Origin of the sequence: Citrobacter sp. Cpo126, from assembly GCF_030332445.1 — a bacterium.
In the GTDB taxonomy this organism is placed as follows: Bacteria; Pseudomonadota; Gammaproteobacteria; order Enterobacterales; family Enterobacteriaceae; genus Citrobacter; species Citrobacter portucalensis.
Window position 1 is genome coordinate 12,941 of record NZ_JAOWHT010000041.1, and the last position, 22,965, is coordinate 35,905.

24 protein-coding genes and 1 pseudogene are annotated in these 22,965 nt (G+C 52.1%); 11 read left to right on the plus strand and 14 right to left on the minus strand.

The features are described 5' to 3' along the window. Positions 1-81 precede the first annotated feature (81 nt). The 4 genes and pseudogenes from OGY17_RS18825 (at position 82) to plaP (ending at position 3,508) form a co-directional block, all read left to right on the plus strand. Positions 82-906 carry an SDR family oxidoreductase gene (locus tag OGY17_RS18825; RefSeq protein WP_008785162.1) on the plus strand — a complete coding sequence of 275 codons (825 nt, stop codon included), beginning with the start codon at positions 82-84 and terminating at the stop codon, positions 904-906. Positions 907-947: 41 nt separating this feature from the next. Next, positions 948-1,932, plus strand: a pseudogene (locus OGY17_RS18830) (LysR family transcriptional regulator). A 162-nt stretch (positions 1,933-2,094) separates the two neighbouring features. Then, positions 2,095-2,157 (plus strand): membrane protein YoeI, encoded by a 63-nt coding sequence (gene yoeI / locus OGY17_RS23295; RefSeq protein ID WP_099045591.1) that lies wholly within the window; start codon positions 2,095-2,097, stop codon positions 2,155-2,157. Further along, positions 2,147-3,508 carry a putrescine/proton symporter PlaP gene (plaP, locus tag OGY17_RS18835; protein ID WP_003834188.1) on the plus strand — a complete coding sequence of 454 codons (1,362 nt, stop codon included), beginning with the start codon at positions 2,147-2,149 and terminating at the stop codon, positions 3,506-3,508. Before yoeI ends, plaP begins: the two co-directional genes overlap by 11 nt. 58 nt (positions 3,509-3,566) lie before the next feature. On the opposite strand, the gene sbcB is transcribed toward plaP, so the two are convergent. Continuing rightward, positions 3,567-4,991: an exodeoxyribonuclease I gene (gene sbcB, locus OGY17_RS18840; protein ID WP_048215987.1), complete on the minus strand. Its 1,425-nt coding sequence runs from the start codon at positions 4,989-4,991 to the stop codon at positions 3,567-3,569. A gap of 399 nt (positions 4,992-5,390) precedes the next feature. Between sbcB and phsA the strand changes: the two genes are divergently transcribed. The 7 genes from phsA (at position 5,391) to OGY17_RS18875 (ending at position 12,664) form a co-directional block, all read left to right on the plus strand. Continuing rightward, positions 5,391-7,664, plus strand: a complete 2,274-nt coding sequence (phsA, locus tag OGY17_RS18845) for a thiosulfate reductase PhsA (RefSeq protein WP_008785159.1) — start codon at positions 5,391-5,393, stop codon at positions 7,662-7,664. A gap of 14 nt (positions 7,665-7,678) precedes the next feature. Next, positions 7,679-8,257 (plus strand): thiosulfate reductase electron transport protein PhsB, encoded by a 579-nt coding sequence (gene phsB, locus OGY17_RS18850; RefSeq protein WP_003834185.1) that lies wholly within the window; start codon positions 7,679-7,681, stop codon positions 8,255-8,257. After that, complete coding sequence (phsC, locus tag OGY17_RS18855; protein ID WP_008785158.1) at positions 8,254-9,021, plus strand: thiosulfate reductase cytochrome B subunit; 768 nt, start codon at positions 8,254-8,256, stop codon at positions 9,019-9,021. The genes phsB and phsC overlap by 4 nt, the downstream gene beginning before the upstream one ends. Positions 9,022-9,160: 139 nt before the next feature. After that, positions 9,161-10,333 (plus strand): serine-type D-Ala-D-Ala carboxypeptidase DacD, encoded by a 1,173-nt coding sequence (dacD, locus tag OGY17_RS18860; protein WP_032941959.1) that lies wholly within the window; start codon positions 9,161-9,163, stop codon positions 10,331-10,333. Between the two features lie 123 nt (positions 10,334-10,456). After that, positions 10,457-10,924 carry a DNA gyrase inhibitor SbmC gene (gene sbmC / locus OGY17_RS18865; protein WP_008785156.1) on the plus strand — a complete coding sequence of 156 codons (468 nt, stop codon included), beginning with the start codon at positions 10,457-10,459 and terminating at the stop codon, positions 10,922-10,924. A 107-nt stretch (positions 10,925-11,031) separates the two neighbouring features. Then, positions 11,032-12,090, plus strand: a complete 1,059-nt coding sequence (locus tag OGY17_RS18870) for an FUSC family protein (RefSeq protein ID WP_008785155.1) — start codon at positions 11,032-11,034, stop codon at positions 12,088-12,090. A 238-nt stretch (positions 12,091-12,328) separates the two neighbouring features. Further along, positions 12,329-12,664 (plus strand): DUF496 family protein, encoded by a 336-nt coding sequence (locus OGY17_RS18875; RefSeq protein ID WP_003834176.1) that lies wholly within the window; start codon positions 12,329-12,331, stop codon positions 12,662-12,664. Between the two features lie 40 nt (positions 12,665-12,704). On the opposite strand, the gene OGY17_RS18880 is transcribed toward OGY17_RS18875, so the two are convergent. The 13 genes from OGY17_RS18880 to OGY17_RS18940 all read right to left on the minus strand — a co-directional run bounded on the left by OGY17_RS18880 (position 12,705) and on the right by OGY17_RS18940 (position 22,963). Beyond that, positions 12,705-13,571 (minus strand): GHMP family kinase ATP-binding protein, encoded by an 867-nt coding sequence (locus tag OGY17_RS18880; protein ID WP_032943903.1) that lies wholly within the window; start codon positions 13,569-13,571, stop codon positions 12,705-12,707. Positions 13,572-13,663: 92 nt separating this feature from the next. Further along, positions 13,664-14,878 (minus strand): acetate/propionate family kinase, encoded by a 1,215-nt coding sequence (locus OGY17_RS18885; RefSeq protein ID WP_008785153.1) that lies wholly within the window; start codon positions 14,876-14,878, stop codon positions 13,664-13,666. Continuing rightward, on the minus strand, positions 14,863-15,315 hold the full coding sequence (gene pduV, locus OGY17_RS18890) for a propanediol utilization protein PduV (RefSeq protein ID WP_286608043.1): 453 nt from the start codon (positions 15,313-15,315) through the stop codon (positions 14,863-14,865). The genes OGY17_RS18885 and pduV overlap by 16 nt, the downstream gene beginning before the upstream one ends. 4 nt (positions 15,316-15,319) lie before the next feature. Further along, the gene (gene pduU / locus OGY17_RS18895; RefSeq protein ID WP_008785151.1) at positions 15,320-15,670 is read right to left on the minus strand and encodes a propanediol utilization microcompartment protein PduU; all 351 of its coding nucleotides are present in this window, start codon (positions 15,668-15,670) and stop codon (positions 15,320-15,322) included. Further along, positions 15,670-16,224: a propanediol utilization microcompartment protein PduT gene (pduT, locus tag OGY17_RS18900; RefSeq protein ID WP_003030201.1), complete on the minus strand. Its 555-nt coding sequence runs from the start codon at positions 16,222-16,224 to the stop codon at positions 15,670-15,672. The genes pduU and pduT overlap by 1 nt, the downstream gene beginning before the upstream one ends. Positions 16,225-16,226: 2 nt before the next feature. Next, positions 16,227-17,582 carry a cobalamin reductase PduS gene (gene pduS, locus OGY17_RS18905; RefSeq protein ID WP_286608046.1) on the minus strand — a complete coding sequence of 452 codons (1,356 nt, stop codon included), beginning with the start codon at positions 17,580-17,582 and terminating at the stop codon, positions 16,227-16,229. Beyond that, entirely contained in the window at positions 17,579-18,691 is a 1,113-nt protein-coding gene (locus OGY17_RS18910; protein ID WP_286608048.1) for a 1-propanol dehydrogenase PduQ, read from the minus strand. The genes pduS and OGY17_RS18910 overlap by 4 nt, the downstream gene beginning before the upstream one ends. Before the next feature lie 10 nt (positions 18,692-18,701). Continuing rightward, entirely contained in the window at positions 18,702-20,087 is a 1,386-nt protein-coding gene (gene pduP / locus OGY17_RS18915; protein ID WP_008785148.1) for a CoA-acylating propionaldehyde dehydrogenase PduP, read from the minus strand. After that, complete coding sequence (gene pduO / locus OGY17_RS18920) at positions 20,084-21,091, minus strand: two-domain cob(I)yrinic acid a,c-diamide adenosyltransferase PduO (RefSeq protein ID WP_057067510.1); 1,008 nt, start codon at positions 21,089-21,091, stop codon at positions 20,084-20,086. The genes pduP and pduO overlap by 4 nt, the downstream gene beginning before the upstream one ends. Before the next feature lie 8 nt (positions 21,092-21,099). Continuing rightward, the gene (locus OGY17_RS18925) at positions 21,100-21,375 is read right to left on the minus strand and encodes a EutN/CcmL family microcompartment protein (RefSeq protein ID WP_003030211.1); all 276 of its coding nucleotides are present in this window, start codon (positions 21,373-21,375) and stop codon (positions 21,100-21,102) included. Positions 21,376-21,378: 3 nt separating this feature from the next. After that, positions 21,379-21,870 carry a microcompartment protein PduM gene (pduM, locus tag OGY17_RS18930; protein WP_008785146.1) on the minus strand — a complete coding sequence of 164 codons (492 nt, stop codon included), beginning with the start codon at positions 21,868-21,870 and terminating at the stop codon, positions 21,379-21,381. After that, positions 21,867-22,499 (minus strand): phosphate propanoyltransferase, encoded by a 633-nt coding sequence (locus OGY17_RS18935; protein ID WP_008785145.1) that lies wholly within the window; start codon positions 22,497-22,499, stop codon positions 21,867-21,869. Before OGY17_RS18935 ends, pduM begins: the two co-directional genes overlap by 4 nt. Beyond that, the gene (locus OGY17_RS18940) at positions 22,499-22,963 is read right to left on the minus strand and encodes a BMC domain-containing protein (RefSeq protein ID WP_008785144.1); all 465 of its coding nucleotides are present in this window, start codon (positions 22,961-22,963) and stop codon (positions 22,499-22,501) included. The genes OGY17_RS18935 and OGY17_RS18940 overlap by 1 nt, the downstream gene beginning before the upstream one ends. Positions 22,964-22,965: the final 2 nt, after the last annotated feature.

Here is a 22,965-nt window from a genome sequence, read left to right on the forward strand (position 1 = left end):
TTTCATATTGATACTATGAATTGTCAGCCACCGCGGGCTGGCGTAGCCTTGCGTTATAGGCCAAAAGTCAGGAGAGAAGGCATGAAAAAGGTCGCAATTGTCGGGTTAGGTTGGTTAGGCATGCCGTTAGCCATGTCGCTGGCGGCGAGAGGCTGGCAGGTTACCGGCAGCAAAACCACATTGGATGGGGTGGAAGCGGCCCGCATGAGCGGTATCGAGAGTTATTCGCTGCGCCTGGAACCTGAACTGGTCTGTGAGGCTGACGATCTCGATGCACTGATGGACGCCGATGCGCTGGTTATTACGCTGCCTGCGCGTCGTAGCGGTCCTGGGGAAGCATTTTACTTGCAGGCCATGCAGGAGCTGGTCGACAGCGCGCTGGCGTATCGGATCCCACGAATTATTTTTACCAGTTCGACGTCAGTCTATGGTGACGTTCAAGGCACAGTGAAAGAGGGGACGCCGCGTAATCCGGTTACGGCGAGCGGTCGTGTCCTGAAAGAACTTGAAGACTGGTTGCACAATTTGCCAGGAACGTCGGTGGATATTTTGCGTCTGGCCGGGTTGGTCGGTCCGGGAAGACATCCTGGTCGCTTCTTCGCTGGCAAGACGGCACCTGACGGACATCATGGCGTCAATCTGGTGCATCTGGACGATGTAGTTTCTGCCATCACGTTACTGCTGCAAGCGCCTAAAGGGGGACACATCTATAATATATGTGCGCCTATGCATCCGGCGCGTAACGTGTTCTATCCGCAGATGGCCCGCCAGTTGGGGATGGAGCCGCCGGAATTTCGCGGCGGTACGGATAACGGTAAAGGTAAAGTCATTGATGGCAACCGTATTTGTAATGAGCTTGGGTTTGAGTACCAGTATCCTGACCCGCTGGTGATGCCGATGGAGTGACAATCCAGCAGAGTGCCGCTGTATACCGCCAGGGGGCGAGTATGAAACCACTGCTGGACGTTCTTATCATCCTCGATGCATTAGAAAAAGAGGGCAGTTTCGCGGCGGCGTCGGCAAAATTGTTTAAGACGCCGTCTGCGCTTAGCTACACCGTCCATAAGCTGGAAAGCGATCTTAATATTCAGCTACTCGATCGCAGCGGACACCGGGCTAAGTTCACCCGCACCGGGCAGATGCTGCTGGAAAAGGGGCGGGAGGTGCTGCACACCGTCCGCGAACTTGAAAAGCAGGCGATTAAACTTCACGAAGGCTGGGAGAATGAACTGGTTATTGGCGTAGATGATACGTTTCCCTTTTCACTGCTGGCCCCACTCATCGAATCTTTCTATCAACACCACAGCGTGACGCGCCTGAAGTTTATCAATGGCGTGCTGGGCGGCTCCTGGGACGCCCTCACTCAGGGCCGGGCGGATATTATCGTTGGCGCAATGCATGAACCCCCTGCAGCGAGCGAATTTGGCTTTGCACGGCTCGGGGTTTTGGAACAGGTGTTTGTGGTTGCGCCGCATCACCCGCTGGCGCAGGAACAGGAACCGTTAAATCGTCGTACCATTCGCCGTTTTCGCGCCATTGTGGTGGGCGACAATGCGCAGCATGCCAACGTCTCAGGTTCCCAGGTGCTGGACGATCAAGAAGCCATTACCGTTTTTGACTTCAAAACCAAGCTGGAACTGCAAATCAGCGGTCTGGGATGTGGCTATATTCCGCGCTACCTGGCGCAGCGATTTTTGGACAGCGGCTCGCTGATTGAGAAGAAAGTGGTCGGACAAATTCTGTTTGAACCCGTGTGGATAGGGTGGAATGAACAGACCGCCGGGCTTGCCAGCGCCTGGTGGCGGGATGAGATTTTAGCAAATAGTGCTATTGCCGGGGTGTACGTTAAAACGGCTGCTGACAAATCAATCAGTTAAGAAAAAATATTCTTTTGTGGTCGCTTCAATCTCTTGTTATTTCTCCCCAATTTAGGGCAAAATACGCCGCTTGCAAAAAATGACATTAACCGACGTTTTAATACGCGTCGGTTATTTTTTTGCATCAAACCAATCATTCATAAAAGAGGCCGGGCTTCGTACCGGATAGATACTTACTTAAAAATCGACAGTTGTTGTCGCTGAGGATTAACAAAAAATGGGGCAATTTTTTGCTTACGCGACGGTTTTCGCCGTAATGGGGGATAACCATGTCGCATAACGCTACTCCAAACACCTCTCGCGTGGAATTACGTAAAACGCTTACGCTGGTTCCGGTTGTCATGATGGGCCTTGCCTATATGCAGCCGATGACGCTGTTCGATACATTCGGTATCGTATCAGGAATGACCGATGGTCACGTCCCGACAGCTTACGCCTTTGCACTGATCGCCATCCTCTTTACCGCACTGAGCTACGGTAAACTGGTGCGTCGCTATCCGTCTGCAGGCTCTGCCTACACTTACGCCCAGAAATCCATTAGCCCGACCGTTGGCTTTATGGTGGGTTGGTCATCACTGCTGGACTACCTGTTCGCTCCGATGATCAACATTCTGTTGGCAAAAATTTATTTTGAAGCCCTGGTGCCGTCGATACCGTCATGGATATTCGTGGTGGCGCTGGTGGCCTTTATGACCGCCTTTAACCTGCGCAGCCTTAAATCCGTTGCGAATTTCAACACCGTAATCGTGTTGTTGCAGGTGGTGCTGATTGCAGTGATCCTCGGCATGGTCGTTTATGGCGTGTTCGAAGGGGAAGGTGCTGGTACATTGGCGAGCAGCCGTCCATTCTGGTCAGGTGATGCACACGTGATCCCGATGATCACGGGCGCTACGATCCTGTGCTTCTCGTTCACCGGTTTTGACGGTATCAGCAACCTGTCAGAAGAAACTAAAGACGCTGAGCGCGTGATCCCGCGTGCGATTTTCCTGACTGCGCTGATTGGTGGCCTGATCTTTATCGTCTCCACCTATCTGTTGCAGCTGTACTTCCCGGATATCTCGCGCTTCAAAGATCCAGACGCTTCACAGCCGGAAATCATGCTGTACGTCGCCGGTAAGTTCTTCCAGGTTGGCGCGCTGATTTTCTCTACCATTACCGTACTGGCGTCCGGTATGGCGGCGCATGCTGGCGTAGCGCGTCTGATGTACGTGATGGGGCGTGACGGCGTGTTCCCGAAAAGTTTCTTCGGTTATGTACACCCGAAATGGCGTACTCCGTCTATGAACATCATTCTGGTTGGTGCGATTGCTCTGCTGGCAATCAACTTCGACCTAGTGATGGCGACGGCGCTGATTAACTTTGGTGCGCTGGTGGCGTTTACCTTCGTAAACCTGTCGGTGATCTCCCAGTTCTGGATCCGTGAGAAGCGTAACAAGACACTGAAAGACCACTTCCAGTATCTGTTCCTGCCGATGTGCGGTGCGCTGACCGTTGGTGCGCTGTGGGTGAATCTGGAAGAGAGCTCAATGGTTCTGGGTCTGATCTGGGCCGGTATCGGTCTGATTTACCTGGCTTGTGTGACCAAAAGCTTCCGTAACCCGGTGCCGCAGTACGACGAAGATGTCGCGTAATAACAGCATTTAACTAAAAAAAACGGAGACATGTTCTCCGTTTTTTTATGTGTGGGATTTATACAATCTCTTCGGCATACTGCCAGAGTGATTTCAGCAGCATCAACTTTTCTTTGTTATCCGCATACTGCTGGCTCAATAACTGCAGTTCATTGGCGTAATTTTGCAAAAACTCCGGTGTGAATACCTGGCGGCGGTGGTCCAGCCAGCGTTGCTGTTCTGCTTCGTCCAGCGTTCCCGGGAAGTTACGTGCACGGTAATTAAACAACAGTTTTTCAATGCGCTTATCGACAAAGGAGATATCCAGCGCCGGTAAATTGCGTGGTTCTGTTTCCAGAACGATTTTCATCGCCGCACGGTCAGCATCGCTGAAAAAGCCGTTATAAAGTTGGGCATCTACGTTATCTGATGGTGTAAAGGGTTCCGCATCTGCAAAGATCGCGACCACTTTGTCTCGTATCTGCGGATTTTCGCGCAGAACTTTGAGATTATCCAGACAGTGCTGGCGGTTAATGCCAAGACGGTCGGCATCTTCCGGACGCAGGGTATTAGCCTGTGCCAGTACCGGGCATTTGTTGATGTGCACCAGTTTAACCGGTACGGCCGGGTTATCACCCAGATCCGCTTTAGACGTGTAAAGCCGCTCGCGCAGGGCATCACTGTCGAGTTCGAGCAGCGGCGAAATATCACCGGCTAAGTCGACCATAATAACCGCGTTACGATTCTCCGGATGCCACGCCAATGGCGCTACCCAACTGGTGTTGCCGCGCCATGCGCCGAACATACCAGAGACATGGACCAGCGGCTTCATTTGCGGGACATCAATCAGCGCGGCCAGCTTGTGCTTATTACGATGGCTGTAGAGATAATCAAACAGACGCGGCTGGCGCGACTTCACTAATTGCGCCATTGCGATTGTAGCGTATACGTCCGCCATAGCATCGTGAGCATTGGTATGCTCAATACCGTTGGCTTTGGTCAAATGCTCCAGTCGGAAGCTGGGTAAGCCGTCGTCGTTTTCCGGCCAGTTAATGCCTTCAGGGCGCAGGGCATAGCAGGCGCGCATCACATCCAGCAGATCCCAGCGCGAATTATCGTTCTGCCAGCTCCAGGCATAGGGATCGTAGAAATTGCGATACAGGATGTTGCGCGTCACCTCATCATCGAAGCGCACGTTGTTATAACCCAGGATGCAGGTTTTCGGCACGGTGAACAGGGCGTGGATGCGTGCAGCAAAAGCGGCTTCATTTTCTCCCTTTTCACGTGCTTCCTGCGGTGTAATACCCGTAATCAACACCGCCTCAGGCTGCGGCAGATAATCGTCCGCGGGTTTGCAATAAAAGACTTCTGGTTCACCGATGATGTTGAAATCATTATCTGTGCGGATAGCCGCAAATTGCGCGGGTCTGTCCAGCGCCGGATGGGTACCAAAGGTCTCGTAATCGTGGAAGAGAAAACCAGGTTGCTGCTTGCCGTCATTCATTGTTCAGTTATGTCCGGGATCAATTTAGCGCTGGTTCAAGAATACCAAAAAATAGCGAGATAATCAGCTATGGCATTATAGAAGCTGGATTGTGTACGCAATAAAATTGAGATAAACAGGACATTAATGGAATTAACTAATAAATTTCGCGCGGTTAAAATAAATTACGGAAATAAAATATCTTGAGGTTGCGGGTTTGTAAATAATCTAACTGATAACCATTATTGTTATTTTCCTTTTCTTTGCTGTGTTCTGGAAACTTTAAAAATCTTTTATAAACAATGGGTTTTTATTTATGTCAATTCGCTGTCATGCATTGTAATGAAATGTGATTGATGTAAAAAATAAATAATCTAAACGCCATATAATTATTGGATATATCTAATAACAGGAGGTTATATGAGTATTAGTCGGCGTAATTTTTTGCGAGGCGTGGGTATAGGCTGTTCAGCCTGTGCGATAGGCAGTTTCCCGCCTGGGGCACTGGCGCGAAATTCTCCGGAGAGCATCAAAGGGAAAACATCACTGACGCCAAGTTTGTGCGAGATGTGTTCTTTTCGCTGCCCAATTCAGGCTCAGGTGATTAATAATAAAACGGTTTTTATTCAGGGGAACCCTAATGCGCCACAGCAGGGGACACGTGTCTGTGCTCGCGGCGGCAGCGGCGTTAGCCTGGTCAACGACCCTCATCGCATTGTTAAACCCATGAAACGCACAGGACCTCGCGGGAGCGGTGACTGGCAGGTGATTAGCTGGGAACAGGCGTATAAAGAAATTGCCGAAAAAATGACGGCAATAAAAACGCAATATGGTCCCCAGGGAGTCGTCTTCTCGTCTAAATCTGGCTCGCTGTCTGGCCATTTATTTCACCTCGCGACGGCTTTCGGGTCACCGAATACCTTTACTCACGCATCAACGTGTCCTGCCGGTAAAGCCATTGCCGCTAAAGTTATGATGGGTGGCGATTTAGCCATGGATATCGCCAATACCCGTTATATGGTCTCTTTTGGCCATAACCTCTATGAAGGGATCGAGGTTGCTGATACGCATGAGCTGATGACCGCGCAGGAGAAGGGGGCGAAGATGGTCAGCTTCGATCCCCGTCTGTCCGTATTCTCCAGCAAGGCGGATGAATGGCATGCGCTCAAGCCGGGTGGCGACTTACCGGTGCTGATGGCCATGTGTCACGTCATGATCAATGAAAATCTGTATGACGCGGACTTTGTTGCGCGCTACACCACGGGGTTTGAGCAACTGGCAGAAGCGGTACAAGAGACCACGCCGGAATGGGCGCAGCAGCTCGCGGATGTGCCTGCTGATGTCATTGTTCGGGTCACCCGCGAAATGGCCGCCTGCGCGCCTCATGCCATCGTCAGTCCGGGCCATCGCGCGACGTTTTCGCAAGAAGAAATTGATATGCGGCGCATGATTTTTACCCTCAATGTGCTGCTTGGCAATATTGAGCGTGAAGGCGGTTTGTATCAGAAAAAAGCGGCGGCAACTTACAATAAGCTGGCTGGAGAGAAGGTCGCTCCGGTGCTGGCAAAACCCGATGTCAAATTACCCAAGCCAACGGCGCAGCGTATCGATCTGGTAGCCCCGCAGTTTAAGTACATCGCGGCGGGCGGTGGTGTGGTGCAAAGCATCATTGATGCTGTGTTAAACCAGACGCCTTATCCGGTGAAGGGATGGATTATGTCCCGACACAACCCTTTCCAAACCGTAACCTGTCGACCAGATCTGGTCAAAACCGTTGAACAGCTCGACCTTGTGGTCAGTTGTGATGTCTACCTAAGCGAAAGCGCGGCGTATGCCGACTACCTTTTGCCTGAATGTACTTATCTTGAGCGCGATGAAGAAGTTTCAGACATGTCGGGTCTGAATCCAGCCTATGCCCTGCGTCAGCAGGTAGTAGAACCTATTGGTGATGCGCGTCCGAGCTGGCAAATCTGGAAAGAGCTGGCCGTGCAGTTAGGCCTTGGCCAATTCTACCCATGGCAGGATATGCAAACGCGTCAGTTATACCAGCTTAATGGCGATCATGCGCTATCTGCTGAATTGCGTCAGAAAGGGTATCGGGAGTGGGGTGTTCCGTTGCTGCTGCGTGAACCTGAAGCGGTGCGTCAGTTTGTGGAACGCTATCCGGGCGCGGTGGCGGTTGACAGCGACGGTACCTATGGCGAGCAACTGCGCTTTAAATCTCCGTCAGGAAAAATCGAACTCTATTCCGAAGAGCTGGAAACGCTCCTGCCTGGATACGGTATTCCGCGCGCGCGCAATTTTGCGCTTAAAGGCGACAGTGAACTCTATTTTATCCAGGGAAAAGTGGCGGTTCATACCAACGGTGCGACGCAATACGTGCCACTGCTTAGCGAGTTGATGTGGGATAACGCGGTGTGGATCCACCCGCAAACGGCACGTGAAAAAGGCATCAAAAGCGGCGATGACATCTGGCTGGAAAATGCGACCGGCAAGGAAAAAGGCAAAGCGCTGGTCACCGCCGGAATTCGGCCCGATACGCTGTTTGTTTATATGGGATTTGGCGCCAAGGCGGGAGCCAAAACCGCAGCGACAACGCACGGTATCCATTGCGGTAATTTGCTTCCGCATGTTACCAGTCCGGTTTCCGGTACGGTGGTCCACACCGCTGGCGTTACGCTTCGTCGGGCATGAGAAAGGAGAACATCATGAATCAATCTACAAACCCTTATGTCATGCTGCATGACGAGAAACGCTGTATCGGCTGTCAGGCATGTACGGTTGCCTGCAAAGTTCTGAATGATGTGCCAGAGGGATTTAGCCGTCTACAGGTGCAGATCCGTTCACCCGAACATGAACCCGAGGTGCTGTCCCACTTCCAGTTTGTTCGCGTTTCCTGTCAGCATTGTGAAGATGCGCCGTGTGTCAGCGTCTGTCCGACTGGTGCGTCATTTCGCGACGAAAATGGCATTGTGCAAGTGGATAAGTCTCGCTGTATTGGATGTGACTACTGCGTTGCCGCTTGTCCGTTCCATGTCCGTTATCTCAATCCGCAAACGGGAATTGCCGACAAATGTAACTTCTGCGCAGATACCCGACTCGAGAGCGGTCAATCGCCCGCCTGCGTTTCCGTTTGTCCGACGGATGCGCTGAAATTTGGTCGTCGTGACGACCCGGAAATTCAGCACTGGATAAATCAAAAAGAGGTTTATCGCCAGCAGGATACGCGTAGCGGCCCGGTGAGTGTTTATCGGCGTAAAGAGATCCATCAGGAGGGTAAAGCATGAATTCTATCTGGGGAGCAGAGCTTAACTATGCGCCGGACTACTGGCCGCTGTGGCTCATTTATGCAGGCGTTGTTGTTGTGCTGATGATTGCGGGCCTGGTTATGCACGCGCTGTTACGTCGGATGCTGGCACCCAAGACGGCAACCGGAGAAGAGCACCGGGATTACCTTTATTCTCTGGCAGTCCGCCGCTGGCACTGGGGTAATGCGCTGCTTTTTATCCTGCTTTTGCTGAGTGGCCTGTTTGGTCACTTCTCTCTCGGACCGGTGGCATTGATGGTGCAGGTACATACCTGGTGCGGTTTCGCCTTGTTGGCCTTCTGGGTTGGTTTTGTGCTAATCAACGCAACCAGCGGCAACGGTTGTCATTACCGGGTGAAGTTTAACGGGTTGATATCACGCTGCTTGTTGCAAACGCGCTTTTATCTGTATGGCATCATGAAGGGTGAACCACACCCGTTTGCCGCAACGGCAGAGAGTAAATTTAACCCGCTACAACAGCTGGCTTATCTGACCATCATGTATGCGCTGGTTCCGCTGCTAATCATCAGCGGGTTGTTATGCCTCTACCCGCAGGTGATAGGGGCAGGGCCTGTGATGCTGGTGCTGCATATGGTGTTGGCGATTGTCGGCTTACTGTTCATCTGTGCACATATTTACCTGTGCACGCTGGGTGACACGCCGGGGCAAATTTTCCGCAGCATGATAGATGGCTATCATCGTCATCGTAGCCATCACGCAGAAACGGCACCGCGCAAAGGGTAACGCCAGACGCGGTCGATATCTGAAATCCTTTCCTTACAGCAAGAAAATGTGCCTTATGTCACATTTTCTTGCAATTTATCCATGTTTGTTCGCCAGAACTTCCGTAAAAAGAACGGCTATTTCTCCATTTCCTGAGGACATGCTGTTGAAACGCCGTTTGTTTATTGCCGCTTCACTATTTGCGATGAGTTTTTCGCCCGCGTACGCGACTGACGTCGCCAGTTTCGCTCCACAGCCTCCAGCAATTAATGCCGGGGCGTGGGTATTAATGGATTACACCACGGGCCAAATCCTGACAGCCGGAAATGAACACCAGCAGCGCAACCCTGCCAGCCTGACCAAGCTGATGACCGGCTATGTTGTCGATCGCGCAATCGACAGCAAGCGTATTAGTCCGACAGATATTGTCACTGTAGGACGAGATGCCTGGGCGAAAGATAATCCGGTATTCGTCGGTTCATCCTTAATGTTCCTGAAAGAAGGGGATCGCGTTTCTGTGCGCGATCTGAGTCGCGGGTTAATTGTTGATTCCGGTAATGATGCCTGTGTGGCGCTGGCGGATTACATCGCCGGAGGGCAGCCGCAGTTTGTCGCGATGATGAACAACTATGTGCAAAAGCTGAACCTGCGGGACACGCATTTTGAAACGGTACATGGTCTGGATGCGCCAGGTCAGCATAGCTCAGCTTACGATCTGGCCGTGCTGTCGAGAGCTATCATCCATGGAGAGCCGGATTTCTACCATATGTACAGTGAAAAAAGCCTTACCTGGAACGGAATTACGCAGCAAAACCGTAACGGTTTGTTGTGGGATAAAACCATGAACGTCGATGGTCTGAAGACAGGACATACCTCCGGCGCTGGATTCAACCTGATTGCTTCTGCCGTTGATGGGCAGCGCCGCCTGATTGCAGTTGTGATGGGGGCGGAGAGTGCGAAAGGGCGTGAAGACCAGGCGCGAAAACTGCTGCAATGGGGACAACAGAACTTCGATACCGTGCAGGTTTTACGTAGCGGTAAGCAGGTTGGTATTGAACGGATCTGGTATGGAGATAAAGAAAAAATTAGCCTTGGCACAGAGCAGGATTTCTGGATGGCCCTGCCTAAAGCCGAAGTCGCTAATATCAAGGCAAAATATGTTCTTGATAAGAAAGAACTGGTTGCCCCCATTGCTGCCCATCAACGTGTGGGGGAAATTGAACTCTACGATCGGGATAAACTGGTGGCGCACTGGCCTCTGGTTACGCTGGAGTCTGTCAACGAAGGCGGCGTCTTCTCGCGTTTGAGCGATTATTTCCACCACAAGGCGTAGTTTTTCCTGATGTGCCTGACTGGCAAGAGTGCGAATCTGCTCACATAATAATCACTGATTCCTTGTGGCCGTCATACCTAAAAATTACACTGTATATAAATACAGTGTAATAACGGAGGTTATATGGAGTACGAGATAAAGCAGGTCGAGAAACGCATAATTGCCGGTTTCCATATGGTTGGACCGTGGGAACAAACGGTAAAGCAGGGTTTCGAACAGTTAATGATGTGGGTCGACGGTAAGCAGATCGTACCGCTGGAATGGATAGCTGTTTATTACGACAATCCTGACGTTGTTCCGGCGGAAAAACTGCGTTGTGATACCGTGGTGTCTGTGCCTGAAGGTTTTGAGATCCCAGAAAACAGCGAAGGGGTGATCCAGACCGAACTGGCGGGGGGCGACTATGCTATCGCCGTTGCGCGCGTTGAAAATCATGACTTCGCGACGCCGTGGTATCAGTTCTTTGAGCGCCTGCTGCAGGATTCGACGTATGCGATAGCCGCTAAACCTTGCTTTGAAGTTTATATGAACAATGGCATGGAGGACGGCTACTGGGACATTGAAATGTACGTGCCGGTACAGTCGAAGTAACTGTTTTTGGTGTAAATCAGGATGAATGTCCTGGTCATCAGGGTGATGTTTTCACTCAAAAAACAGGTACAATTCTGTTCTTTGCAATTCCCTGACGGAGTGCATGAGTGCGTGCAGATAAGTCACTGAGTCCTTTTGAAATTCGTTTGTATCGTCATTATCGTGTGGTGCATGGTGTTCGCATTGCGCTGGCGTTTCTTTTTACTTTTCTGTTGGTTCGCCTGTTGAACATTCCTGAAGGTACATGGCCTCTGATTACGCTGGTGGTAATCATGGGGCCAATTTCTTTTTGGGGTAACGTTGTCCCCAGAGCGTTTGAGCGTATTGGCGGGACAATTCTGGGTTCGGTACTTGGGCTGGTGGCTCTTCGTCTGGAGCTCTTTTCACTTCCGCTAATGCTGATATGGTGCGCGGTGGCGATGTTTCTCTGCGGCTGGCTGGCACTGGGTAAAAAGCCTTATCAGGCGTTGCTGATTGGTATAACGCTTGCGGTCGTTGTGGGTGCCCCCGCTGGGGATATGAACACAGCGTTATGGCGCGGTGGCGATGTTATTCTGGGTTCATTACTGGCAATGCTGTTTACCGGTATCTGGCCGCAGCGTGCATTTATACACTGGCGAATTCAGCTGGCGCATTGCGTAACGGGGTACAATCGGGTGTATCAGGCTGCGCTATCTCCCAACCTGCTGGAGCAACCGCGACTGGAGAAGCATTTACAACAGCTTTTAAGCGATGTTGTCAAAATGCGTGGGCTCATCGTTCCTGCCAGCAAAGAAACCCGCATTCAAAAATCCATCTTTGAAGCTATTCAGACGGTTAATCGCAACCTGGTCTGCATGCTTGAGCTGCAAATCAATGCGCTATGGGCCAGCCGTACCAGCCACTTTGTTATGTTGAATGCGCATACTTTGCGTGAAACACAGCTCAGGACACAACAGGCGCTACTGACGATAACCCACGCATTGTATGAAGGTAATCCACAACCGGTGCTTGCCAATACGGAAAAACTCAATGACACCGTGGTGGAGTTACGTCAGCTTATTGCTGAGCATAAGGGCGATAATGTCGCTGAAACGCCCATTCACGGCTACGTTTGGCTAAATATGGAAATGGCGCGACAGCTGGAGTTGCTCTCTCATTTGATCTGTCGCGCGCTGCGCAAATAAAGAGCAGATGAGGGGATTGGTTCTACTGCTGCTTCGATTCAGCAACGATTAGAGGTATGATACTGAAAAAGGCTAAAACCATTGGTAACTGCAATGGCTTTACCCTCGATAATTCAGGTTTCAACCATGCATGGTCGATGCAGATGCAACTTGAAGTATGGCGGGCATGAAAGTAATGTTGACCCACTTTAGCCGTTGTTTTAACGAATCCGAATCTCACATTATCAGGGGTGTAAAAATGGAAACTACCAAGCCTTCTTTCCAGGACGTGCTGGAATTTGTTCGTCTGTTCCGTCGTAAAAACAAACTGCAACGTGAAATCCAGGACGTTGAGAAAAAGATCCGTGACAACCAGAAACGTGTTCTGCTGCTGGACAACCTGAGCGACTACATCAAGCCTGGAATGAGCGTGGAAGCGATTCAGGGCATTATCGCCAGCATGAAAAGCGATTATGAAGATCGTGTTGATGATTACATCATCAAAAACGCTGAGATCTCTAAAGAGCGCCGCGACATCTCTAAAAAGCTGAAAGCGATGGGCGAAGTGAAAAACGGCGAAGCGAAAGCCGAGTAACGATTTTATGCTTGTCCGGGTCGCTGCTTAGCGGCGGCCCTTATTGCAGTTCGACCCCGCCAGTTACCATCCGCAACAAATGCTGTTCCGGCCAGTGTTCCGTCAATTTTTTCTGCTTCAGCATCCATTTAATGTAGTCCACATCATGACGCTTTCTGTCGAGCATCAGACCGACTACGCTGCCACTGTGCGCAACGTTGACACCGTATAAATCACATTCTTCTACCAGCGCTAAAAGTGAATCAAAATTTGGTTTAGGTAACAGCAACTGGCTGGCGATCGCGCTCAGCGTGGCGGCTTCACCCATCCGATAAGGATTTTGACTGATACAGGCTTCCTGTACCTTTTCCCATGCGCGTTTCAGCGCTGGAGCGCCTGCCAGTAACCCTGACTGGCGTGGAGTACGGTGATAATCAGCAGTAAGCAAGGTTTCCGGACTTTCGAGAACCAGCAGATCGAGTTGAGGCTGGGCTTCACAGGCAATTTGCGTGGAGGCGTCGTTGTGATCGAACAGCGTAAGCTGGCGGAAAACGGTGCTGTCGGTAGGTTCCAGCGAAACGCAAAGCTGCGCCAGAGTAGATTCGTCTAGCTGATGCCCCAGATACTGCGCTGTGGCGATTGCCGTGGCGGCGATATCCGCTGTGCTGCTGGCCATCCCTTTAGCGACAGGAATGGTTGACTGGACATCAATTCGAATATCCTGACTCATTTGTGCCGGGTATTGCCAGTGCAGCAATAACCTCTCAACCATCGCCCGCGAAAGTGGACGTTCATCTGTCAGCGGTGAACCTGAAGTGACCTCAACGGTGCTATACCATTCAACCGGGCAGGAGACCAATTTCTCACTGCCCAGAATCCAGCCCTGGATAAGTTCTCCGCACGATGCGGGACATTGCGCAACAGCCACGTCTTCACCTATGTGATCAGCAATCCTCGGCGCATAGTGTCATGGCGATCTCGCTATTACCATGATTTGCCGCAATTTGCGGTGCGGCAGTATTATGCAGGAATGCCCAATGTCACAGTTTCAGATATCGCTAAACGCATAACGTCTTGCGCAATCATCAGCTCTTCATTGGTATTAATCACCGCCACTTTGACCATCGCATTTTCCGTCTGAATGAAGGTGGCATTACGCTGATTTTTTTCCTCATCAACGGCCAGCCCCAGAAAATTCAGATTACGACAAATCGCAGCGCGCGCCCGTGCGGAGTTTTCGCCAATACCACCGGTAAACACCAGGGCATCCAGACCGCCCATCTGCATAATATAGCTACCAATGGTGGCACGAATGCGCTCAGCAAAAAGCGTCAACGCCAGCGCAGCCTGGTGATTGCCCGTATCTGCGGCATGTTCAACGTCGCGGTAGTCAGGGGAGATGCCAGAAACACCGAGCAATCCGGACTCATTGTTGAGCAATTGGTTGAGCTGCTGCGGTGTTTTGCCTTCTCGCAGGGCAATCCACGGTAAAATGGACGGATCGATATCGCCACTTCGCGTGCCCATCATCACGCCAGACTGCGGCGTAAAGCCCATTGACGTATTCACCGATTGTCCGCCTTTGATGGCGCAGATGCTGCTGCCGTTGCCCAGATGACAACAAACAACGCGCAGGGCGCTGAGTGGTACACCCAGTTTTTCAGCAAGCTGTGAGCTAACGTATTTGTGGCTGGTACCATGAAAACCATAGCGACGAATACCCAACTCTGCATAGTAACGCCAGGGCAGGGGATAGATGAAAGAAGGCTCATCAAGCGTTTGATGAAAGGCGGTGTCGAACACCGCAACGGCTGGTGTTTTGGGCAATAGCTGGCGGAATACCGCGATCCCCAACGCATTTACCGGGTTATGCAGAGGGGCCAGTTCCGCGAGTCGCTCGATTTCTGCCAGCGTTTCATCAGTTACCAGCGCGGAGTCTTTAAAAGATTCTCCGCCGTGCGCGACGCGATGACCCACGCCGTCGATCTCTTCCAGACTGTTGATAATGTGGTGGTTGAGCAGTTTTTCCAGGAGCAACGTTACGGCTTCACGGTGATCGGCTACGGGCAAAGTCTCCTGCCATTTCTGCGCTGGCGTTTTTAGGGTGACCTGCGCATCAGACAAACCGATACGTTCAATCAACCCCTGACAGATCATTTCACCCTGCGGCATCGCCAGTAGTTGAAATTTAAGCGAGGAACTACCTGCATTAATGGCCATTATTTTGTGAGACATGAAGGTTCCTTTGCATTCAGAAAAATGAACATCTCATCGACCCCAGTATTCTCCAGCGCGCTGGTGACAAATACTTTTTGCGCACCAGCCTGAACTAACCAACTCTCCACAAGAGAAAGACGCTGCGGATTGGCTAAATCGGCTTTGGTAACGAGGCCAATAACGGGTCGGTTCATTGGTCCGGTAAAACCGGGAGAAAATGGTGACCACGGCGCGTCAGCATTGAGTACCAGCGCAATAATGTCTGCTTCACAGGCGCTGGCCAGCAGCGCGCTGTACAGGCAGCGGTTCTCAAGATATTCACCCGGTGTGTCTATTGTCGTAGGAGACCAGACTATGGCCTGGGTCTTCTGATAGTGAAGCGCCTCTCCCCGCATGCACTGCGTGAGCGACGTTTTACCGCACTGGCTGGGGCCAATTAGCATGATACGTTTCATGAGATTACGTCCGGGTGATGGGACACGCGGTAAAACGCATCATTTCGCCGAGCGTTCGGGTTACCTGTTTCAGCGCGTACTCAACGGCGGAAACATCACCCGTCAGTACCACCGCGCCGGTAAACCGGTCGAGAAAACCAATCTCTACCGCCCCGGATTTCGTGGCGATATCACAGGCGATGATTGAGGCTTCGCTGGGGGTAATGGTCAGAATACCGATTGCGGAAACCGCATCTGGTAATCCCAGCTTCTTGAACAAATCTTTACCTGGATTAGCAATAAGATGCGCCAGCGTGACCTGTTTGCCTGGTACATATTCCTGAATCATTCGATCCGTGGTGGGTTGTCTTTCCATTATCCCTCCACCATTTGTCGCCACATGCTTTCATGCGGGCGAGGTATGACCGAGCGGTAAACCAGCAGGCCTTTTTCACCCGCACTTTCACTGGCAACCGTCACTGCGTTATTCACATCGGATACATCGCCAGCAACGACCATGTAGCACTTGCCGCCAATACCAAATGCCATATGGACACGTACCAGCGTGACGTTGGAGGCTTTAACCGCCCGGTCGGCGGCGCAGATGCAGGCAGCAACGCTCCATGTTTCGACAATACCAACAGCCTGACGCTTATCCACGCTGTTTAGTCCGCTGATTGCGGGGAGTACGCTGGCATGAATGTTGGGGAGTACCAGACTGTCAACGAGCATATCGCCAGCAAGAGATGTTCCAGTGGCAATCGCCTGTTGTACGGCACCTACGTCACCACCGAGCATGAGTAGAAATTTTCCCGGGCAGATGGTCTTGCTGACCAGTAAATTCACATTCGCGCTTTTTAACATGGCATCACCAGCTTCCATCCCTTTGGCAATGCTGGTGAGTTCTAAAATCCCTATAGCCTGAGACATGATTAACCTCTAATTACCGTGATAGATTGCTCAGTGATTTCGCTGACAATACCGTCAATGCTGGCGTGAACAGGCGCGCCTAATGCACCGGACGGCACATCGGCAACGCATTGACCGCGAACAACGCGTTCGTCTTGTTCTACACATGGGATGGCGCTGGCACCAATATGCTGGCGTAACAACAGCGTCGTTTTATCTGTGGAATAATCAGTCTCAGCCAGTGGCGCATCGTGATACCAGTCGCTAAGACCCAGTTTGGTAATAAGGCGCTTAACCGGGATCAACCGGTATTTCGCCATTTCATCCTCAGGATTTAGCGGCCCTTCATAACGATGGTTGAGCGCCCGCAGCTCGCGTTTCAGCATACGGTTGATGCGCATCGGTGAAATCCCAACCGGGCAGGCTACGCTTTCACACACGTTGCATTCTGAACAGGTCAGGGCCGTGAGCAGCAGTTGCGGTGTGGCCGCCTGCTGATAATTAACCGCACGAACCAACAGGTGCGGGGATAATTCATGGCCGATCAAATGCCTTGGGCACAAATCCGTACACAAACGGCACTGCTCGCATACGGTTTTTGCTACAGAAAGCACGGTGCGTTCATCCTGCATCCGCCGCTGAATCAACGCATGAGACTTAGGCAAAACCAGCAGGCCCCCGGTGGTCTTGCTTACGGGGGTATCCAGTGAAGTAATCAGGCCGCCCATCATCGGACCACCGTTAATAAAACCGGGATCGTCAACGGTTGCACCACCGGCCAGCGCCAGAACGTCACGTAAAGACATTCCGATAGGGACAGTAAGTGTGATGGGACTGGCGACTGCACCGTTAACGGTCAGGGTGCGACGCGTAACGGGGTACTGCTGCTCAACTGCTCTGGCGATGTTGATCACGGTCTGGACGTTATTGACCACTACACCGACGCTGACTGGCAGCGCGGCAGGCGGAACTCTCCGACCTGTTGCCATCCAGATGGTCAGAACCTCGTCACCAGCCGGGTAGACATCGGGCAAAATATGTAAGCGGATCCCGGTAGGTAGAAGGGGCGTTAATGCATTGATAGCCTTCTGGTATTTCTCTTTGAGCGCAATAATCCCGGCACTGGCTCCGGTCGCCGTCATGGCATATTGAACGCCGCGGATAAGTCGATCAGCCTGGACGGCCATCAACTGCTGGTCAACTTTCAGCATTGGCTCACATTCAGCCGCATTGACCAGAAATGTATCGACCTGCGCCTGTAATTTTACGTGAGCAGGAAAGCCTGCGCCTCCGGCTCCGACAACACCCGCTGCGCGAACGCGTTCGCGAATGGTCTGCGCATCATAAAGCGTGGACTCTGCCGTCATGGCTGTCTTCATAATAATTCCTCAAGCAGTTCCTGCATGGCACTGGCATCGGCAACACGAGGATTGGTTTGCAGCGTGACGTCAGCCAGCGCGGCCTGAACCATCAATGGGATACGTTGTGACCAGGCTTGCTTTCCGTCTTTAAGCGCGTCAACAAAAGAAGGCAACGCACACTGTTTTTTGAGTAGCTCGATATGATGAATGAGCGCATTCAATGCCGCTGTATCGTTCGCGTTATCCGGGCATAAATGGCAGGCTTTAGCGAAACGGGTATAGCGCTTCGCAGCCCGCGGGTCGCGGGCATTAAAATGAATGACATGGGTCAGCAGCAGCGCATTGGCAAGTCCATGCGGCAGATGAAACTGACCACCCAACTGATGGGCAATCGCATGATTGATCCCCAGTCCAGCCTGACTAAATGCCATTCCCGCGAGCGTTGATGCATTGTGCATTTTCCCCCTGGTTGCCAGACAGTCGCCTTTGCTGACGGCGACAGGCAGGTACTGGAAGACGATTTGAGCCGCTTTTTCAGCCAGTGCGTCTGTGAAGTCGCTGGCCTTCGTGGACACGTAAGCCTCCAGCGCATGCGTTAACACGTCCATGCCGGTATTCGCGGTGATGGCAGGTGGTACGCTGACAACCAACGTTGGATCAAGGATGGCCATGTCCGGGTAAAGCGCATTATTAAACAATGGATATTTAATGCCTTTATCCGGATCGCTAATCACGCAGGCACTGGTTACCTCGGAGCCTGTGCCGCTGGTGGTGGGAATTGCGACACAGGTTTCAATTTCAATACCGAACTGTCGGCTGAACCAGACGATGGCTTTTGCGGCATCCAGTGCTGAGCCGCCACCAAAACCCATCACGACGTCCGGTTGCAGGGACTGCATTTGTGCAATCCCTTGAACTACCGTGCCGATGGTGGGATCGGGGGTGATATCGCTGAAAATGCTGATGCGGTTATCCGCTGGCAGAGCGTTGCGCAGCTTTTCAATCAGGGGAGAACGCGCGAGAAAACCATCGCAGATAATCCAGATATGCTTATTCGTGAAGCGCTTGAGCACATCCAGACTTCCCTGGCCGCTGTACAATCGAGTTTGCAGTGAAAAGCTTTTCATAACGGCCCCATTAGCGAATAGAAAAACCGTTTGTCAGCACGCAACGACGAGAGCGTGCGAAAGTGCGTGCAGATGTTGTTCCTTCACCGGTTGGCGTCGCAATAGTGAAGGTTGTAAAACCTTCGCCACCAACGCCGATCCCGGCGTAAGAGGGGCCATTTTTCACAAAGATGGAGGTCTGAAGCGTGCGCGCGGCAAGGTTCAAACGTGACACATTTTGCGAATGCATAATGGCGGTGTGATGCAATCCCTCTTCAACTTTCAGGGCCAACGTTAATGCACTGTCAAAATCGCTCACCGTTACGACGGGGAGCATTGGCATCAATTGCTCGCTGGTAACCCACGGGTCGTCAGCCTTGACGATGCCTGTCAGTAATCGAGGTACTTTTGCCGGAACCGGTATTCCTGCTGCTTCCAGTAAGGTTGCCGGGCTTTTACCCACCAGTTTTTTATTGGCTATGCCTTCTGGTAGACAGACAGCGCGCAGTTTGTCTACCTCTTCGCTATTGAGAAGCATCGCACCAAAAGACTGCATCTGTTGAACCAGTCGTTCGGCAACGGCATCAACAACAATCAGGCTCTTCTCAGCGATGCAGGGGAGGTTGTAATCAAAGGATGCGCCATTGATGATATCCTCTGCCGCCTTAACCAGGTCGGCCGTTTCATCAACAATGCAGGGTGGATTTCCTGCGCCTGCGCCGATGACTTTTTTCCCGCTTTTCATGCCCATAGCAACAATGCCTGGGCCACCGGTAATCGCGAGAACTGCGATTTTAGGGTGCGCCATCATCTGCTGGGTAGCCTCAAAGGTGGGTTCTGTGACCGTAACGACAAGATTACGAATTCCGCAGCAACGGAAAGCAATATCTTCGATCATGGCAATCAGCTTGAGTGAAACCTTTTTGGCACCCGGATGCGGACTGAAGTAAACGCTATTCCCTGCCGCCAGCATGCTGATGCTGTTGTTAATAATGGTCTCTGTCGGGTTAGTACTGGGGGCGACAGAACCAATCACGCCAAATGGGGAATACTCGAATAACACCATGCCGCCGTCACCGGTTAACGCCGTGGTAGTGAGATCTTCGATTCCTGGAGTGTTGTCCAGCGCGGCTTTATTTTTAAGGAACTTATCCTCTTTGTTGCCCATTCCTGTTTCAGCTGCGCTCTCAGCGGCCAGTGAAGCAAGATGAGGCGTCAGTTCCTCGCGTAGGGCGTTTATGATGGCGCTGCGGGTTTTCAATGGACATTGCTGGTAACGCAGAAAAGCCTGATGCGCTGCATCGATAGCTTCGCCAACGGACGGAAAAATACCGTTACCCTGAACTTCTGCTTTTGCCGGGGCGAGTTGCTCACTCAAAATGTTACGAATAAGGGTTTCAAGTTCTGAAGTATTCATTGATGTGTTCTCACGTTAATCGCCGCAATGGCCGTTTCTGCAATGTCCATATCCTGTTCAACGCTTCCTCCGCTGATGCCAAGACCCCCGAGGAGTAAACCCTCACGCCATAATGCGTATCCGCCACCGAAGGTGACGACTTTTCCCTGCATATGGCTTTCCAGACCGTAAAGCGCAGCGCCGGGTTGCACTGCCGATGTCAGCTCATGTGTGGCGGTTTTCATCGCCACGGCAGTCCAGGCTTTTTTGGGTGCCAGTTCGCTACTCACGAGTAAAGCGTCAGGCATGCGCCAGGCCACCATTTGGGTTCCGTTGGCATCAACAATGCTAATGACGACCGGAACCTGAAGTTCTTCTGCTCTCGTCACCGCAGCGCGAGTGAGTTGGTGGAGCTCCTGAAAAGACAGAGACATAGTCGGCTCCTTTATGGCTGGTGCTTGAACGGCAGCGAGATAGCGCTCAGCCACTTTCTGAATGATGTCGTTTTGATGGGCGTCATGATCTTCTGCTCGTGCAAGCGCATATAAGCAGTCGGACAGGCGATTGATATAACGCATCAGCACGTGTCTGACGGATATATCGGTGGAGAGCTCGACCAGTCGTCTCTCTGCGCGGCGTGCCAGCGTACGGGCAAAGTGCAGTCGGCTGGCGGCTTCGCTGCGGCCAGGTAGAATAAAGCTGCGCAGGGGCGGTACTCTTCCCATTGCGGTATCGATGGCAGCTTCCAGTGCCGCAATTTCTTCTGAGCTGATGTAGCGCTGCTCTGGCGTTGGTTCTTCGCTTTCGCTTGCCAGTTCGGCGCTGAACCAAAAAAGCTGCAGCTGGATATTTTCAAGTAACTGCCGGTGCTGCGGGGTTTTCGCTGCACAAACGCACAGACTTAGCGCCGCATTCAGTTCGTCCAGCGTACCGTAGGCTTCCACGCGTGGATGCGTTTTGCTCACGCGCTGTCCGGTAAAGAGGGCTGTTGTTCCGGCATCACCAGTGCGGGTATAAATCGCCATAGTTCCTCCTAACGAGAAAGCGTGTCGACAATGCCGACGATAGCCAGATCGATGGCCTCATTAGGGCCAGAAAAAACGTGTCTGGCGCTGGATCCGCTGCTGAGTAATACCAGTTCGCCGGTCCCTGCGCCGACAGAATCAACAGCGACTTCATCTCCACTCACAGGGGATGCAGGAAGCTCTCCGTCAGCACTTACCCGACGTACCAGCAACAGTTTTTTTCCCACCAGTGATGGGGATTTTTGCGTGGAAACCACAACGCCTGTAACCCGGGCCAGATGCATAGCTCACTCCTGCTTAATTAGTTGGACATTTCGCAGACTGACAGCTTCCTGAGCCAGAGCCGTCACAACACACCGACGGCGCAACACCAGTACGCCATCCCTTAATTGGGCGACGTCGGCATAGCTGAGAAGCTTCTCAGGATGCAAAAAGATGATTCGTCCCCGTTCGTCATTGAACTCCAGCGGCAGACGTGCGAGTTTTTTCACGGGGATTGCGGGTAACAATCGGTGTTGTAGTGAAATTTTCACGCGGACTCCGCATGCCAGCGCGTCGTGAATCTTTCCCACCGACATGTTGGCTGGGCAGCCTTCGGCAATTTGTTCCAGTAATGGCAGATCCACTTGCTGGAGATGGAGCGACGAGTACTGGCAGCATACTGTCCGTGAATCGATTTCCCGTAACTGCGCGACGCTAAGAGTGAGCGTGCTTTCCGCGCGTTTTTTTAATCGGGAAACAACCTCCTCGATAATGCGTTGCAGCAGTTCGTTGTTCATCGTGAGGTCACCAGTGTGGCGAATGCCTGGGGATTATCAGCGCCTGCAGCATTGGCTTCGTCTGTATCGATATGCATTTCGAGGCGCATATCCGGCGAAACGCGTACGGCGACGTTATCGAAAATCAGTCGACGTTCATCGCCATTAATGGCGACCGAGACTTTATCACCATGGGAAACCCGCAGAATCAGAGCATCAAGCGGCGACATATGGATATGCCGTTGGGCGACGATCACCCCAGATGCTAAGTCCAGTTCAGCAAATGGGCTGACGAGACGAACACCGGGTGTGCCCTGAATATTGCCCGACATCCGCAGCGGAGCAGCAATCCCCAACGTGCGGGCGTCGGTACGAGAAATTTCGACCTGGCTGGTACTGCGCAGCGGGCCGAGTAAACGCACATTTTTTAACTGACCTTTTGGCCCCACCAGCGTGACAGTCTGCTCTGCTGCATATTGTCCTGGCTGCAGCAGCCCTTTTTTCTCACTAATGGGGTGATTGGGAAACAAGCGACCGTAATCTTCAGCGCACAGATGAATATGACGATTAGAGATCCCCAGCGGAATCGGGCGCTCGCGCATTTCGTCCAGAACCTTAGCGACAGTGGTCTCCAGTTGCTGTTTATCCATTACGCTTCACCTCGTTTGCCAGAGTGAAGACAAAGCGTGCGCGGCTCGCCTTTTTGGCGAGGGCAGGCAGGATCAAGACACAAATTGCAGCAAATCAACTCTGCATCTTGCGGTGCTTCGGGTACATCATGGTCTACAAATATCTCTTCATGCGCTACGGCTGGTATGGGTTCGGGCGTTGGCTCAGGCTCCAGGACAACGCTATGCGACAGGATCCCATCCCCGGGTCTGGAAATGACTTTGTGAGCCACCAGTCCATCTCGCTGGTCAGCGAAACTGACACCGGTGGAAATGGCCGCCTGGACGGAGGCCACATCCCCGATTATCTTGATCACCGTCCAGCCTGAGCCGTTGGTTTTTTCGAGGCCCACCAGCGTGATGGAGGCGGCTTTCGCCATGACGTCCGCGCAACTGATGGCTAATGCCAGACCACTAACTTCAAGTAATCCCAGTGATTGCTTCACGC

Coding starts and splice junctions, on each gene's coding strand:
- OGY17_RS18825 (WP_008785162.1), top strand. CDS start 82: ATGAAAAAGGTCGCAATTGTCGGGTTAGGTTGGTTAGGCATGCCGTTA.
- plaP (WP_003834188.1), top strand. CDS start 2,147: ATGTCGCATAACGCTACTCCAAACACCTCTCGCGTGGAATTACGTAAA.
- sbcB (WP_048215987.1), bottom strand. CDS start 4,991: ATGAATGACGGCAAGCAGCAACCTGGTTTTCTCTTCCACGATTACGAG.
- phsA (WP_008785159.1), top strand. CDS start 5,391: ATGAGTATTAGTCGGCGTAATTTTTTGCGAGGCGTGGGTATAGGCTGT.
- phsB (WP_003834185.1), top strand. CDS start 7,679: ATGAATCAATCTACAAACCCTTATGTCATGCTGCATGACGAGAAACGC.
- phsC (WP_008785158.1), top strand. CDS start 8,254: ATGAATTCTATCTGGGGAGCAGAGCTTAACTATGCGCCGGACTACTGG.
- dacD (WP_032941959.1), top strand. CDS start 9,161: ATGCTGTTGAAACGCCGTTTGTTTATTGCCGCTTCACTATTTGCGATG.
- sbmC (WP_008785156.1), top strand. CDS start 10,457: ATGGAGTACGAGATAAAGCAGGTCGAGAAACGCATAATTGCCGGTTTC.
- OGY17_RS18875 (WP_003834176.1), top strand. CDS start 12,329: ATGGAAACTACCAAGCCTTCTTTCCAGGACGTGCTGGAATTTGTTCGT.
- OGY17_RS18885 (WP_008785153.1), bottom strand. CDS start 14,878: ATGTCTCACAAAATAATGGCCATTAATGCAGGTAGTTCCTCGCTTAAA.
- pduV (WP_286608043.1), bottom strand. CDS start 15,315: ATGAAACGTATCATGCTAATTGGCCCCAGCCAGTGCGGTAAAACGTCG.
- pduU (WP_008785151.1), bottom strand. CDS start 15,670: ATGGAAAGACAACCCACCACGGATCGAATGATTCAGGAATATGTACCA.
- pduT (WP_003030201.1), bottom strand. CDS start 16,224: ATGTCTCAGGCTATAGGGATTTTAGAACTCACCAGCATTGCCAAAGGG.
- pduS (WP_286608046.1), bottom strand. CDS start 17,582: ATGAAGACAGCCATGACGGCAGAGTCCACGCTTTATGATGCGCAGACC.
- OGY17_RS18910 (WP_286608048.1), bottom strand. CDS start 18,691: ATGAAAAGCTTTTCACTGCAAACTCGATTGTACAGCGGCCAGGGAAGT.
- pduP (WP_008785148.1), bottom strand. CDS start 20,087: ATGAATACTTCAGAACTTGAAACCCTTATTCGTAACATTTTGAGTGAG.
- pduO (WP_057067510.1), bottom strand. CDS start 21,091: ATGGCGATTTATACCCGCACTGGTGATGCCGGAACAACAGCCCTCTTT.
- OGY17_RS18925 (WP_003030211.1), bottom strand. CDS start 21,375: ATGCATCTGGCCCGGGTTACAGGCGTTGTGGTTTCCACGCAAAAATCC.
- pduM (WP_008785146.1), bottom strand. CDS start 21,870: ATGAACAACGAACTGCTGCAACGCATTATCGAGGAGGTTGTTTCCCGA.
- OGY17_RS18935 (WP_008785145.1), bottom strand. CDS start 22,499: ATGGATAAACAGCAACTGGAGACCACTGTCGCTAAGGTTCTGGACGAA.